This is a genomic window from Rhizobium sp. C104, from assembly GCF_022354505.1.
Lineage (GTDB): Bacteria > Pseudomonadota > Alphaproteobacteria > Rhizobiales > Rhizobiaceae > Rhizobium > Rhizobium redzepovicii.
Genome location: NZ_CP092347.1, coordinates 126541 through 140630, shown reverse-complemented (window position 1 = coordinate 140630; position 14090 = coordinate 126541). Strand labels below are relative to the sequence as shown.

At 58.2% G+C, this 14090-nt stretch carries 9 protein-coding genes and 2 pseudogenes; 9 read left to right on the top strand and 2 right to left on the bottom strand.

What is annotated here, in order from left to right; all coding sequences use genetic code 11:
- Positions 1-5: 5 nt before the first annotated feature.
- Positions 6-2449, bottom strand: a pseudogene (locus MF410_RS00635) (glycoside hydrolase family 3 C-terminal domain-containing protein).
- Positions 2450-2909: 460 nt separating this feature from the next.
- On the opposite strand from MF410_RS00635, the gene MF410_RS00630 reads away from it, so the two are divergent.
- The 6 genes and pseudogenes from MF410_RS00630 (at position 2910) to MF410_RS00605 (ending at position 10519) form a co-directional block, all read left to right on the top strand.
- A complete protein-coding gene (locus MF410_RS00630) occupies positions 2910-5426 on the top strand; it encodes a methyl-accepting chemotaxis protein (protein WP_064843775.1) in 2517 nt (838 codons plus the stop codon).
- Positions 5427-5508: 82 nt separating this feature from the next.
- The gene (locus MF410_RS00625; RefSeq protein WP_096771800.1) at positions 5509-6402 is read left to right on the top strand and encodes an MBL fold metallo-hydrolase; all 894 of its coding nucleotides are present in this window, start codon (positions 5509-5511) and stop codon (positions 6400-6402) included.
- A gap of 12 nt (positions 6403-6414) precedes the next feature.
- Entirely contained in the window at positions 6415-7539 is a 1125-nt protein-coding gene (locus MF410_RS00620) for a zinc-dependent alcohol dehydrogenase family protein (protein WP_064843773.1), read from the top strand.
- A gap of 21 nt (positions 7540-7560) precedes the next feature.
- The gene (locus MF410_RS00615; RefSeq protein ID WP_064843771.1) at positions 7561-8337 is read left to right on the top strand and encodes an N-acyl homoserine lactonase family protein; all 777 of its coding nucleotides are present in this window, start codon (positions 7561-7563) and stop codon (positions 8335-8337) included.
- Between the two features lie 151 nt (positions 8338-8488).
- Positions 8489-9178: a GntR family transcriptional regulator gene (locus MF410_RS00610; protein WP_007636440.1), complete on the top strand. Its 690-nt coding sequence runs from the start codon at positions 8489-8491 to the stop codon at positions 9176-9178.
- A 139-nt stretch (positions 9179-9317) separates the two neighbouring features.
- Positions 9318-10519 (top strand): annotated as a pseudogene (locus MF410_RS00605) (alpha/beta hydrolase).
- A gap of 373 nt (positions 10520-10892) precedes the next feature.
- On the opposite strand, the gene MF410_RS00600 reads toward MF410_RS00605, so the two are convergent.
- Complete coding sequence (locus tag MF410_RS00600; RefSeq protein ID WP_040114027.1) at positions 10893-11660, bottom strand: SDR family oxidoreductase; 768 nt, start codon at positions 11658-11660, stop codon at positions 10893-10895.
- Positions 11661-11789: 129 nt separating this feature from the next.
- On the opposite strand from MF410_RS00600, the gene MF410_RS00595 reads away from it, so the two are divergent.
- From MF410_RS00595 to MF410_RS00585, 3 genes are all read left to right on the top strand, one after another.
- Positions 11790-12299: a flavin reductase family protein gene (locus MF410_RS00595; RefSeq protein ID WP_064843768.1), complete on the top strand. Its 510-nt coding sequence runs from the start codon at positions 11790-11792 to the stop codon at positions 12297-12299.
- A 70-nt stretch (positions 12300-12369) separates the two neighbouring features.
- On the top strand, positions 12370-12789 hold the full coding sequence (locus MF410_RS00590; RefSeq protein WP_007636445.1) for a carboxymuconolactone decarboxylase family protein: 420 nt from the start codon (positions 12370-12372) through the stop codon (positions 12787-12789).
- A gap of 56 nt (positions 12790-12845) precedes the next feature.
- A complete protein-coding gene (locus tag MF410_RS00585; protein WP_064843766.1) occupies positions 12846-13970 on the top strand; it encodes an LLM class flavin-dependent oxidoreductase in 1125 nt (374 codons plus the stop codon).
- Positions 13971-14090 lie beyond the last annotated feature (120 nt).

The window sequence follows — 14090 nt, the reverse complement described above, 5'->3', positions numbered from 1 at the left end:
CACGATTAGAGCGCTAAGACAGCGCCCTTTTGCGTGACAGTTCCACTCAAACGGATGTCGGTGGCCGAGAACCCAACCATAACTGCAAATTCCCCCGTCTCTATCCGCCAGCACCGCTCGGTCGTGTCGAAGAAGGCAAATGTTCGGGCGTCAAGAATGAAACTGAGCCTTCGTTTCTCACCGGGTTCCAGGCCGATTTTCGAGAAGGCCTTCAATTCTTTAACCGGTCTGGGTACAGATGCTTCAACATCGCCCACATAGATTTGCACCACTGCCGAACCTGGCCGCTCGCTGACGTTGGTCAATCCCAGTGTCACTGTCACCGCGCCGGCAGGATCCGGCAGCCCCACCGTCAGGTCTGACATCGCAAAGCTTGAATAACCGAGACCATGACCGAAGGGGAACAGTGGCTTAATGTCCTGGCGATCGTAGTGCCGATATCCAACGAACACACCTTCGTCATATCGCACATGGCCATTCTTGCCTGGATAGACCGCGTCATCCTCGGTATGTGTGGGATTGTCAGCCCAGCGCACGGGGAAAGTCTGTGCCAGTCGGCCCGAGGGCTCGGCCTTGCCAAGGAGCACATCGGCGATCGCGTTGCCAGCTTCCTGACCGGGATACCAGCATTGCAGTACTGCACGAGCACCGGAAAGCCAGGGCATTTCCACCGGTCCACCGGTTTGTAGGACGACAATCGTGTTCGGATTGGCCGCAATTACCGCCTCAACAAGCTGGTCCTGCAGACCAGGAAGTGCAATGCCGCGGAGATCGGAGCCCTCGGTATCCCAGTCGCCCGTTCTGCCCACGAAGACTACCGCATGATCAGCCTTCGCGGCGACGGCTGCTGCCTCGGCAATCTCCGCTTCGGCCGAAAACCTGCCTATTCCTACCCGAATTGCGGCGATATAGAGGTTGACGTGATCGTGCCGGGCGTACTCGGCGACGACCTCGTATGTACGGCCGGCTTCGAGCGTGATTTCGCCCACGACCTCCTCGCAGCCTTCTTCAAAGAATGTGGTACCACGTGTCCAGGAAGCCCAGGCGTCCACCACAAGCCTGCCGTCCACATAGACCCGACCAAGCCCGGCCGAGGTCAGGCCGACGCGATAGACGCCGGCTTCTAAGGCTGTGAATACGGTGCGCATTCGGGCGGAAAAGCGATACGGATCGACTAGGCCCCCGGCCACGGGGGCAACCATACACCGAGGCTCGACGGTTCCTCGATAACCTTCACGGGCTCGCCAGCAAGCTCCCTTTCTTGGAAAAATTCGAAGGTTGTCGGGTTTTCGATCAGCGGCTGAAACCGATAATTGCTGCAACCCTGAGCGTAGCACACGTTCTCCTCACCCAGGGCGTCCGCCAGCCCCTGCCACGGACTGACGACATAGTGGGGGTTCAACTGCGCCGAGCCGCCTCCCATAACCTGCGCGATCTTGGCATTGGGTCCAATGATGGCGACCGTACCTTGCTGAGCCAATGGCAGGATGCCGTCATTCTGTAGCAGAACTGCGCTTTCCGCTCCCGCGCGCCTGATGAGTGCCCTATGTTCCGGCCGATTAATGGCGTACTCCTTAAACTCGCGATGATCGTTGATTGCGCCGGTGCGTTCCATCAGGGTCAGGATATTGTGCACACAGGCGCGGACGGTCTCGACACTTACCTCGCCCGCGTCGATCGCCGCCAGAAGCTTGGAGCCGCGGTCGCGGGTCGGGCCCGGCATCTCCAGATCCAGCCCAGCATTCACGGTGGGTGCGGTCGAACGCGAGCCGAACCAGTCCGACATCACCACGCCGTTAAAACCCCAGTCACCGCGTAGTACCTCGTTCAACAACCAATGGCTTTCCGCCGTGTAAGTACCGTTTAGTTTGTTATATGAAGACATCACGGCCCAGACCTTTGCCCGCTTCACCGCCGCCTCAAAGGGTATTAGGTAGACTTCGCGCAGAGTGCGTTCATCGATATCTGAAGAGATGGTTGTACGTTCGATCTCGGACTCGTTGCCGGCGAAATGTTTTATCGTGGCACCCACTTTCTTGGACTGCAGACCTTCGATATAGCCGACGGCAAGTTCCGCCGTCAGTATCGGATCCTCAGAGAAACACTCAAAGTTGCGGCCGTTTGTGACGCTGCGCTGGATGTTAACGGTCGGCGCCAACGAGACATGAGCCCCTTTGGAAAGAACCTCGTCACCTAGCGCACTGCCGATTTCCCTGGCTAGGTCCGGGTTCCAACTCGCTCCGATGGCAATGCCTACCGGGAAAGCCGCTGCAGTCACACCCCCGACAAAAGACCCCGCCCCGCGGGCGCCGTTGGGGCCGTCCGTCAAGCGCAATCTCCCTATCCCTAGGCGGTCGATGGGCGGTAAAGACCAGAACGTATCGCCGGAAAGTAGCGAGACCTGCTCGGCCAAGGTCATATTATCGAGCAATGCTCTCGTATCAGTCATCTTCTCTGCTTCCTCAATCTCAACACTTACCGTTCCCAGATCGGGCATCTCTATATGCATATTGGGAAAGCTGGTGAGGTCGGCGTCATCCGTGGAGCCGTCCATCCATGAGAAGGAAGGCCCGTTTGTTCACCAAGGCGCCGTCACCACGACGACGACATGTTCGCAGCCTTCACGTGGCCGAGATGACGTCACCGCTTTCCACTGAAAACAAGGACATCGCGGTTTGATCGATGTCAGCGGTGAAAGTTGTGCCGGCTGCGGCAGCGCCGGTTCTGGAGTTATTCCTCCGCAAGTTCGCGAGACAATTTGAAAACCTGAACATGCTATCAGACAATCTGTTGACAGACAATCCTCAGTCGCGCAGCCTCGTGTCGTCATTGATGATTCGATGTCTCCATCGGAGGCGGATCCCGATTGATGAAGCTTCTTCACCGCCTATGGACAAGGATGGACCACGATGGACAGGCTGTTGTCCCGTTTCCGGCTACAGACAAAAGTAATCATTTTCGTACTGCCTTTCATAATCAGCATTTGCGCGGTGGGATTTTTGGGGCACTACGCCGCGGGTCTCCTACAAAGCCGCCTGGAAACCTCGAGCCAGGTGATGCAGGTGCTCTCGGGTTTCCGTGACGTCTCCGCCTCGATGAGAGAGTTTCTCGATGAGGCGTCGGAAGAAAGGCGCGATCGCGTGAAGGCTGACCTGCTCGCCCAGCAATCGCATCTGCAAGCTTTAGTGACGAATGCCGGAGCTACGGGGGAAAGCGAAGGCCTCCTGTCGGCAAACGCGATTATGCGGGACGTGGTGGACAATTTTGGCTCTCTCTGGAGCATCCATGAAAGCGAAGAGCAACTGATAACCTCGATCGCCAATCATTCTGAATCGCTGGTTTGGTCGCAGGATGAAATGCTCAGGCTAGCTGACGAGTTGAGGAAGTCCGGCGAGCAGTCCGAGGGCGCCGCCAAATCGATGTTGCGCGATGCCGACAGGGTGACAGGCTATGCAACCTTCTTCCTTGATTTTGCCGCGGGCTACCAATCCGCCGGAACGACCGAGCTGAAACTCGAATATTTGCGCGGCAAAGTGGGCGAGTTGCGTCGAAGCGCCCGAAATCTGCGGGCTTCCTTGCCGTCGGACGCTACAAAACTGTCGAGCTCGGTCGACGGCGCGGTGAAAAGCGTAACAGAAATTCTGTCGCAGGGCGCCGCATCGGACAACGCCGTAGGCCTCGACACCGCAATGTCCGCGTTCAAGGAAATCTCCGTCGGGATTAACGCGGTGGCGAACCAGCAAACAAAGAAAGCAATCGTCGAGTTCGCAGGTCTCGACCAACGTTTGGCCAAGATCAGCAGCGCCTTGGACGGCAGCCGAAGACTTTCGGACTCCAGCTATCTCATCAGGATACACCTTGCGCGCTTCATAGCCGACCCTACCGAACAAAACCGCGCGCAACTCATCCAGAACTTCGACAGAACGAAGAAGGAGATATTGGACATCTGGAGTGCCGCTTCCGATCTCGACCTTTTCAAGGCAGTCCAGAATACGGTCCCTCCGGCGGTAGAGGGTATGACGCAGGACAGTGCGAAGCTCGTCGAGATCTCGGAAGTCAGGCGTGCGCAATATAGGCAAACGACAGACCAGTTGAACACCATATGGGGCCACCTCACGACGTTTGCCGACGCCCAGCGTGCCAGGGCCATCGAAGAGACGGCCCGTGCGAACGGCATTGCCCTCATCACGATATTTGCAGGCGTCCTCGTCGCGCTTCTCGCTGGCTTCGGGATGATTGCGACTTTCAAGAAACCTGTCGTCCGGTTGACCGACGACATGCGGCGTTTGTCCGAAGGGGACCTTGACATAGAGATCGGCGGTTCTGAGCGCGCTGATGAGCTCGGAGAAATGGCCCGGGCACTCTGTGTCTTCAGGGAGAATGCCGTAAGGAAAATCGAGATCGAGAACGACGCGGATCGTCAACGATCAGCTTCCGAAGCTGAACGTCGGCACAACGAGGCGGAGAAAGCCCAGATCGACAAACAGATCGGCGACGCCGTCGACAGTCTTGCCGCTGGGCTGGAGAGGTTATCCAACGGTGATGTTTCGAGCACGATCGATCAACCGTTCTCCGGGCGGCTGGAACAGTTGCGAAAAGACTTCAACAATTCGTTGCTGCGCTTGCAGGCGACGATGTCGGAACTTCGCGGCAACATCGTGCTCATTCGGCAAAATGCAGACAATCTCAGCAGTGGCGCCGATGATCTCTCCCGCCGCAGCGAGCGCCAAGCCGCGTCGTTGGAGGAGACAGCGGCTGCGGTTCATCAACTCACCGCGACGGTGCATTCGTCGACAGAGCAGGCGCAGGCCGCAGCCCGGCTTGTAAAGGAAACCAAGCAGGCCGCGGATGCGTCTGCTTCAGTGGTCACGAACGCGGTCGACGCTATGGGCCGAATAGAAGCGGCTTCCGGGCGCATTTCGCAAATCATCGGCGTAATCGACGAGATCGCTTTCCAGACCAATCTCCTGGCACTCAATGCCGGCGTCGAGGCCGCGAGAGCAGGAGAAGCCGGGCAGGGTTTCGCGGTCGTCGCCCAAGAAGTCCGGGAACTTGCCCAGCGGTCGGCTCTAGCCGCCCAGGAAATCAAGGGACTCATCGCAAGATCGACCGAGGAAGTCGCCTCGGGATCGCGATTGGTGAACGAGGCGGGCAGGGTGCTCATTGCAATATCGTCGAATGTTGCCGGAATTTCCGAAAGGGTTGAGCTTATCGCTGCGGCAAGCAGGGACCAGGCGGCTTCGCTTATCGAAGTGAACCAGGCCGTCGGCGAGATCGATGACAGCACCCAGCGAAACGCTGCCATCGCCGAGCAAGCCCACGCCGCCACTCAGGAACTCACAAAGGAGACCCAGCGACTGATGCAGCAGATAGAACAGTTCAACATCGGCAGGCCGAGGGGTCACATGCTTTCGATCGTTTCCTGACGACAGACTATCATCAATATTCTGTTGACAGATTTTCATACAATCTGTCAAATGGTACAGCCAATCTGGGAGGATATCCGGCGTGCTCAATGACCAAGCGCATCAGACTAAGTTGCCCTATTTCTATCCGTTCAAGTTCGGAACCGGCGAAATAACGGTGCTTTCGGACGGACCGTTGGAATTGGGCGACCCGCGGGAGAATTTTCTCGGAGTCGACGCGGCCACAGTGACGGAAATGCTCGACAGGAACTTCCTGTCCAGTTCGTCGGTAACCCTCGAGCAGAACATCCCGCTGGTCAAAATTAACGGAAAGACCATCCTGTTCGACACCGGGATGGGGACGTCGAAGATTTTCGGGCCGACGACCGGCCGCTTGCTGAAAAGCATGCAGGAGGCAGGCATCGACCCCTTGGAAGTCGATGCCGTGGTGTTGTCCCACGCACACATCGACCACACCGGCGGACTTTGCGATCAGGACGGCAAGCTTAATTTTCCGAACGCGAAGATCTTCATAAGCGAAAGCGACTTCGATGACTGGACCGACGGAGGCAAGCTTGATGCCGGTTTCAAGGCTCAGGTGGAAAATGCCCGGAGAAACCTTCTTCCACACCGTGATCGGATAGCGCATTTCGTGGACGGTCAGGAGTTCCTGCCGGGCGTGCAAGCGGTGCACGCTCCAGGCCACACCTTGGGCCACTTTTGCTTCCTCATGCAGTCTGACAACGATCGGCTCTGCTTCCTCGGCGATCTCACCCATCATCATATCCTGCTGATGGAACGCCCGTGGATGGAGTTCAAGTACGACACCGATCCCAAGCTCTCGGCGCGCTCGCGCACCCGGGTGCTGGATATGCTCGCGACAGACCGCATACCAGTGATGTCCTATCACTTTGCGTGGCCCGGGCTCGGCAACGTCGCCCGGGAGCGGGAAGGCTTCCGCTACGTACCCGCCGCCATGCAGATGCTCTCGAGATAGGAATACACGACAATGCAGATGAAATCCGTCATTCTCCGAGAGTCAGGGCTTCCCAAGCCGTATGCAAGTTCGCGACCTCTCAGTGTCGAGACCGTCGATCTGACGCCTCCGGGCAATCTTGAGGTCCTGGTCAAAATCAAGGCCGCTGGTGTGTGCCACTCCGACCTGTCGGCGATAAACGGCGACCGGCCCCGCCCGCTGCCTGTCGCGTTGGGGCATGAAGCATCCGGCATCGTCGAAGAAATCGGACCCGGTGTCGATACAGTGAAGGTTGGCGATCACGTCGTGATGTCGTTCCTGCCGATCTGCGGACACTGCGATTACTGCGCGGGAGGACGCGCTAGCCTCTGTGAGCCTGGCTATCGCGCAAACGCCGCCGGGACATTGTTGAACGGTAGCAAGCATATCCGTCTTCGCGGCTACGATATCAACCATCACAGCGGCGTATCGGCGTTTTCGGAATACGCGATCGTGTCGGCGCACTCGGTCGTCAAGATCACCAAAGATGTGGACGTCACGATGGCGGCCCTGTTCGGATGCGCCGTCATGACAGGCGTCGGTGCGGTCGTAAACACGTGTGGCGTGAAGCCGGGACAGTCGGTCGCCGTCATCGGCCTTGGGGGCGTGGGCTTGTCGGCGGTCCTCGGAGCGGTGGCCAGCGGAGCAAGCGAGATCGTCGCCATCGATTTGATGCCGGAAAAGCTTGAGCTGGCTAGGTCGCTGGGCGCGACGCGTACCTTCCTGGCAACCTCGCCGGATGTGGTCGGCGAGGTCAAGGAAGCGACACGCGGGGGAGTGGACTACGCCATCGAGATGGCAGGGTCGAGCAAAGCGTTCGAAACCGCTTATGGCATTACGCGGCGCGGCGGCACGACAGCCACAGCGGGTCTGGCGAACGTGAACACCAAATTCGAGATCTCGCCGCTTCCTCTTGTCGGGGAAGAACGCATCATCAAAGGCAGCTACATGGGGTCCTGCGTGCCTTCGCGCGATATTCCCCGTTATATCGACCTGTTCCTCAAAGGCAGGTTGCCCGTGGAGAGACTGCTGTCCAGCACTGGCCCGCTTGAGGAAATCAACGAGGCCTTCGACCGGTTAGACCGTGGCGAGGTGATCCGGCATCTGCTGGTTCCCTGAGCCTGCGGAAGGAGCGAGAATTTGAACGACTGGAAAGTCCTGGCGATACATTACGGCACTGCGGTTCGGCCCGTTAGCGAACTCGGCCTGGAAGCAGGAGATCCCCACGACGCCCCGGGCAGGATCGAGTATTTCGTCTGGTTGATCCGCCATGGTGAACGTCTGATCCTGGTTGACACCGGGTTTAGCCCGCAGGAGGCTGAAAGGCGCGGGAGGACCATGTTGATCCATCCGGTCGAGGCGCTTCGCCAGCTCGGGATTTCCGCATCGTCCATTACCGACGTCGTTATCACGCATCTCCACTATGATCACGCGGGAAACCTTGTGGACTTCCCCAAAGCCCTGTTCCACTTGCAGGATCGGGAGATGGCCTACGGTACAGGACGATGCATGTGCCATGATCGTCTTCGGCGTCCCTTCGCAGTGGACGCCGTCGTTGATGCGGTCCGCCTGACGTTTTCCGGCAGAATGCGCTTCCACGACGGGAACGGCGAGATTATGGAGGGACTCACCATCCATCTCGTCGGCGGTCATTCCAAAGGCCTTCAGGTCGTGAGGCTGGACGATGGCGATGAAGTCGTCGTCATCGCATCGGACGCACTCCATTTTCAACGCTATCTGGAGCATGACGACGTCTTTCCGCTTTTTGCCGATTACGCCGACGTACTGGAGGGATACCGAACGCTCCGTGAACTATCAGGACCGTCCGGCTTACTTGTTCCAGGCCATGATCCCGCAGTCCTGACGGGTTTTCCATCGCTGTCACCCGATCTCGCTTTTGCAAAGGTTCTACGGTAATGGGGACGCGTGGAATGTCCGGTAAGAGATAAAGCTGAGGCGTTCTTCGCTTTTGTCAGACAATCGGGTTGTCTCACCAGGATAACCCACCATATAGTACCATGACTTGCACGGCCGCTTTCGGCCTTGGTAAAACGGACTTTTGGATCCAATGGGTGATATGGATTTACAGATTGCACGACAGAGTGCCACATTGCGCACTCAGGTAGAAGATAAACTGCGGCAGGCGATATCAAGCGGCCGTTTCAAGCCGGGTCAGCGCCTCGTTGAGCGAGAACTCTGCGAGTCGATCGGTGTAGGACGGACATCAATCCGCGAGGCGCTTCGACAACTCGAGGCCGAGGGCCTCATTACCAGCTATCCGCACCGCGGTCCCGTCGTCAGCACTATCACTTACGAAGAAGCCGCTCAGCTCTACAGCGTCAGGGCTTTGCTAGAGAGCTATGCCGGAAAGGAATTCGCTGAAAACGGAACCGCCCAGGATATCCATACACTCAATGAGGCGGTTGCTGAGTTTGCGGAAGCGGCGGCAAGCGGCGGTGGGAGCAGGCTCATCAAGGCGAAAACCGCGTTTTACGATTGCCTGATGCAAGGGAGTGGAAACGTCTTCGTCAAGCAAATGCTGACATCGCTCCACAATCGGGTAACTCTTCTGCGCATGACGTCGATGACGCAGCCGGGGCGCTTGAACCACAGTGTGGAAGAGATAAAGGAGATCGCTGCGGCCATTACTGACCGAAACGGAGCGAAAGCCGCCGCAGCCTGCAAGTACCACATCGACATGGCGGCTAAGGTCGCACTGGACTACCTTCGTAAAACCTCCGAAAACGACGGCGATTAAAGGAAGCGGCAACAGCCGGTATTGACAGATTGTCTGATAATCTGCTTATTCGAAGTCATGGCGCTGCCGACGCGTGCGGCCTGGCGCTCGTTCGAACAGGGAGGTTGCTTTGGGCACTTTTAATGAATTGCGGTCCCGCATGGCGGAGGCTCTTGGGGATCCGGAATTGCCCCGGCTCACTCCGGACCTGACAATGGACATCGCCTTCTACGTCGGCGATCAGGTGATCGCCCTCAATTTCGCTGAAGGCGGCGCGGCGATCTGGGGGAAAGCGATGACCCCCAGGTGACAGTGAGGGCCACTGCAGACGCCTGGGAGCAGCTTCTGATGACGCCGCCGCCCGCCACCTTTCATTCCTTCACGGCGTTACAGCTTGCAAACCCTCTCTTCGAGATCGCCGGCTCACCGCTCGCCCTCGCGAAAGCACGCCCGGCTCTGGAACGGGTGATTGAGCTCGTCGTAACGTCCCCCGAGATGAAAGCGGAGCATGCGCAACGCGACCTGCGTCAAATCCGGGGGCAGTATGCCGTCGTCGATATCGATGACGTCCCCCATGAAATATATTACGAAGAAGCAGGCGAGGGGGTGCCGGTCCTGTTTCTCCACACCGCCGGAGCGGATAGCCGCCAATTCTTGCCTCAGCTGGCGGACACCGAGCTTGCGAAAAACTACAGGCTGATCGCGGTTGACCTACCATTCCACGGTCGGTCCATGCCGCCGCTGACATGGGACGGCGCACCCTACAAGCTCACGGCATCGCTGTACCTGAAATGGTGCACGGCCATACTCGAACAGGTGGTTCGCGAAAAGGCGATTGTCGCGGGTGGGTCCATGGGCGCGGCAATGTCGCTGGTTCTCGCCGCGGAACGGCCGGAGCATGTCCTCGGGATCGTGGCGATCGAGCCACCTTTCCGCTCCAAGGGACGCCGGAACCCATACCAGCACAACGTAAACGTACACGGCTCACTTCATAACTCGGCGTATGTCAGAGGGATCATGAGCCCACTCAGCCCCGCAGGGGACCGCAGGAGGTCAAGCTGGATCTATTCGCAGGGAGCACCCGGAGTTTACCCAGGCGATCTTTCCTTCTACAGCGACGAGTTCGACGGAGCAGTGACAACTCCCCGGATTGACCCGTCGCGCACCCCGGTGGCGCTGCTCTCGGGCGACTATGACTACTCAGCCACTCCGACGGATGGGGCCAGGCTCGCCGAACTTATTCCGGGATGCCTCCACCTCGTCATGGATGGGCTGGGTCATTTCCCCATGTGCGAACACCCGAATTTCTTTCGGAGCTATCTTGTAAAAGGGCTCGAGTTCGTACGGCAAGCCGCGCGCTAAGCGGTCGCAGTGACTCTGGTCGCTCGGTGCAACACGCCGGGCGATCAAATTTGAAAGTGGGCGGGCGCCTACCGAGGCTTCGCAATTGGCGTCCCGGCGATGACACAGCCGGCATCGGGGGCGGCATCCTCACGCTCCCGAGAAATTCCGGTAAGAAATTGGAAAAATTCCCGCGATATCTGAGTGAAGGATCAGGCGCGGCGATGCGTTTAAAAAATGCCGTAGCGGCGCCTCATCGCAGGGTCCTGATCACGCAGCCTTGCGCGTGATCTCTATCTTCCCGCCGCGGCCTCTGTGTTTCCGACATGTAGTTGCCACAGTAAAGGTGCCTCCCCTTGGTCAAGAAGGAGGCACCCATCAGCACCCATGTGCTTTAGCGCACCAAGTGGTTCCCGATCGACGATCCTCCGTCGACGGTGAGAGTGCTTCCGGTCGCAAACCGCGAGCGGTCCGAAGCTAGAAAAAGCATCGCCTCGGCGATCTCTTCCGGGTCGCCCATCCGGTGCAGGGCTGCACGGGCGTTGAAGTCTTCCCGCAGGGCTTGCGGGTCTGCCGCTTCGGCGAAAATCTTGGTGAAATAGGGAGAGTCGATCGTTCCGGGGGCGACAGCGTTGACGCGGATCCCGTCTTTTGCGTGGTCCAGTGCCATGGCTCTCGTGAGTGCCGAGATCGCGCCTTTCGACGCCACGTAGGCCGTGCGGTTAGCGATGGCTGACACGGCCGTGTATGAGGTCGTGTTAATAATGGATCCGCTGCCCTGTTCCGCCATGATGGGAACCACGTATTTCGAGCATAGGAATATCCCCTTCACGTTCACCGCCATGATCCGGTCCCAGTCGGATTCGGCGATGGTCGTGACGTTTCCGGTCATTCCGAACCCCGCGTTGTTGACGAGAACGTCGATACGCCCCCATTTTTCCTTAACTGACCTAACCATCGCCTCTACTTCGGCGGACAAAGACACATCGGCCTTTAACGCGATCGCACCTGTCCCCATTTCTCGCGCGACGTCTCGTGCGGCATCGATGTTGACGTCGACGACGCCAACCTTAGCGCCCTGGCGCGCAAACAGTTCAGCTGTAGCGCGCCCGATCCCGCTGCCAGCCCCCGTCACCACACATACTTTCGATTCCAGATCCATAATCGTCTCCTCTTTCGCTGTATCGAGAAAACATTTTCGCAGACAATCTGTCAATGACGAATAAAACGTGTTGACAGATTGTCTGCTAATCTGCTTATCTTGGCTATCAAATGACTTGGGGAGGTAACCATGGCTGGTGCTGAAATAGCAGCGCAAGCGGCGTTCAAGACCGCTTTGCGCCGGTTCACATCGACAATTTGCCTGATCACAACGGAATGGGAAGGTGCCCGTTACGGAATGGCTGCAACCGCCGTCCAGTCGGTGACGGCTGACCCGCCGACCCTCCTGGTTTGCATCAACCAATCTGCTTCGATCAGCGGCCCACTCAAGCTTACGGGAAAATTCGCGGTCAACATGCTGCATCTTAGCCATGCGCCTTTGGTTCCGCTGTTTAGTGGAAAACTGAAGGGAGAGGAGAGGTTCGCGCATGGTGAGTGGATCACGGCTGGCGGCGTTCCCATCCTCGGCGACGCCCAGGCCGCATTCGTCTGCAGCCTCAACTCCGCAGTCTCCGTCGGCACCCATGATGTCGTTCTAGGGGAAGTTATCGAGGCCCGGTTTATCGAGAATATTGCCCCGCTCCTCTACGAGGACGGGAAATTGGTTAGATCGGCAGCGCTGATCGATGCTGCCGCCTGAAACGTTTGGCCGAGCTTTTTCGGCCTATCACATCCACCAGCCTTTCGGCCGATAATGAGGAGTTTGATCCGTGACTATTGCCACCGATGTGAAATCGCAAGTGAATGGGCGTCCCGTCAGTGAACGGTTCGAAAAGGGTCTGCAGACCCGTCGGGAGGTTCTCGGCGGTGCATATGTCGACGCTTCGGTAAACAAGGCGACCGAGTTCAACTGGCCGATGCAGGAGCTTGTCACCGAGTATTGCTGGAACGAGATCTGGAACAGGCCCGGCCTCGACCGCCGTTCACGCAGCCTTCTCAATCTGGGCATGATTTCCGCCCTTAACCGCCCCCACGAGTTGAAGCTGCACGTTCGCGGCGCGATCAATAACGGCCTCAGCAAGGACGAGCTTCGTGAAGTTTTCCTTCAGGTCGCGATCTATTGCGGCGTGCCCGCGGCGATCGACAGCTTCCGCGTCGCACAGGAAGTCTTCGAGGACATGGGCATCTAATCGGTGCCCCGACCTTCGGGCCGGGAACAGACCAACTCTGTGGAGGAGACTTCAATATGACGACCAGCGATGATTTCCGCGCCGCCGGAAACCCGATGTTTAACAGCAACAAGCTGAAGCTTGGCGTATTTGGAACAAATTGTTCGAGCGCATGCGCCATCACCACCGCGGAATCAACGTTCGAACCGACTTTCGAACATAATGTCGAAATTGCCAAAAAGCTCGAAGCGGCTGGGTGGGAATGCATGGTGCCGATCGCCCGGTGGCGCGGTTTCGGCGGGCCGACGAACTTCAACGGCGTGAACATGGACACGTTCACCTGGGCCGCGGCCCTGGCTGCCGTGACCACGAAGCTGCAATTTTTCTCGACGACGCATATCCCGACCCTGAACCCGATCGTCGCGACGAAGATGGCGACGACGATCGACAATATTTCGAAGGGCCGATACGGCCTGAACCTGGTGACGGGTTGGTTTACCCCGGAAATGGAGATGTTCGGCGTTCCGATGATGGAACACGACACCCGCTACGAATATGCCACGGAATGGATGGAAATCGTTGACACCTTGTGGAAGAAGAACGGTGTCACCTATGACGGCCAGTTCCTCAAGGTGAAAGACGCGTTCAGCGAGCCGAAGCCCTATAACAAGGAGACGGGCCGCCCGGTCCTCATCTGCGCCGGCTCCTCGGGCAAGGGCCTGCACTTCACCGCGAAGTTCTGCGACTTCAACTTCGGCTTCATGCAGGACATGGAATCGGGCGCAGCCTGGGTGAAGAAGGTGAAGGAACTGGCTCGCGAGGAATACAAGCGCGAACTCGGAACCTTCACCGCGTGCCCGGTCGTCGTTCGCGAGACCGAAAAGGAAGCCCAGGACTACTATGACTACTACGTGAACCAGAAGGGCGATTGGGAAGCCTGCGAAAACATCTGCGAGGTTCTCCAGGTTCAGTCACAGAACCACTCGGCGGAGATGTACCAGAAGTTCAAGGAGCGCTTTATCGCTGGCTGGGGCGGCTACCCGATCGTCGGAACGCCGGAACAGGTCGCCGACAAGCTCGTCGCGTTGAGCAATACGGGCGTCGACGGCGCGCTTCTCACAATGGTCGACTACAACGAAGAACTGCCGTTCTTCAACGACCGCGTCATGCCCCTGCTGAAACAGGCTGGCCTCAGGAACTGACCGTTCCGCGGGCGGCTAAGCCGCCCGCCACCGATCCGAAATCGAAACACGTTTCACCAATTCCGTGGCTCGACGCCAACGGCGTCGACTGCTGTAGCGGATGTACGAAGGGGAGGAGAC

Bases quoted from the DNA above. Each gene is read 5' to 3' on its own strand.
- MF410_RS00630 (WP_064843775.1), top strand. From the start codon at position 2,910: ATGGACAGGCTGTTGTCCCGTTTCCGGCTACAGACAAAAGTAATCATT.
- MF410_RS00620 (WP_064843773.1), top strand. From the start codon at position 6,415: ATGCAGATGAAATCCGTCATTCTCCGAGAGTCAGGGCTTCCCAAGCCG.
- MF410_RS00610 (WP_007636440.1), top strand. From the start codon at position 8,489: ATGGGTGATATGGATTTACAGATTGCACGACAGAGTGCCACATTGCGC.
- MF410_RS00600 (WP_040114027.1), bottom strand. From the start codon at position 11,660: ATGGATCTGGAATCGAAAGTATGTGTGGTGACGGGGGCTGGCAGCGGG.
- MF410_RS00595 (WP_064843768.1), top strand. From the start codon at position 11,790: ATGGCTGGTGCTGAAATAGCAGCGCAAGCGGCGTTCAAGACCGCTTTG.
- MF410_RS00585 (WP_064843766.1), top strand. From the start codon at position 12,846: ATGACGACCAGCGATGATTTCCGCGCCGCCGGAAACCCGATGTTTAAC.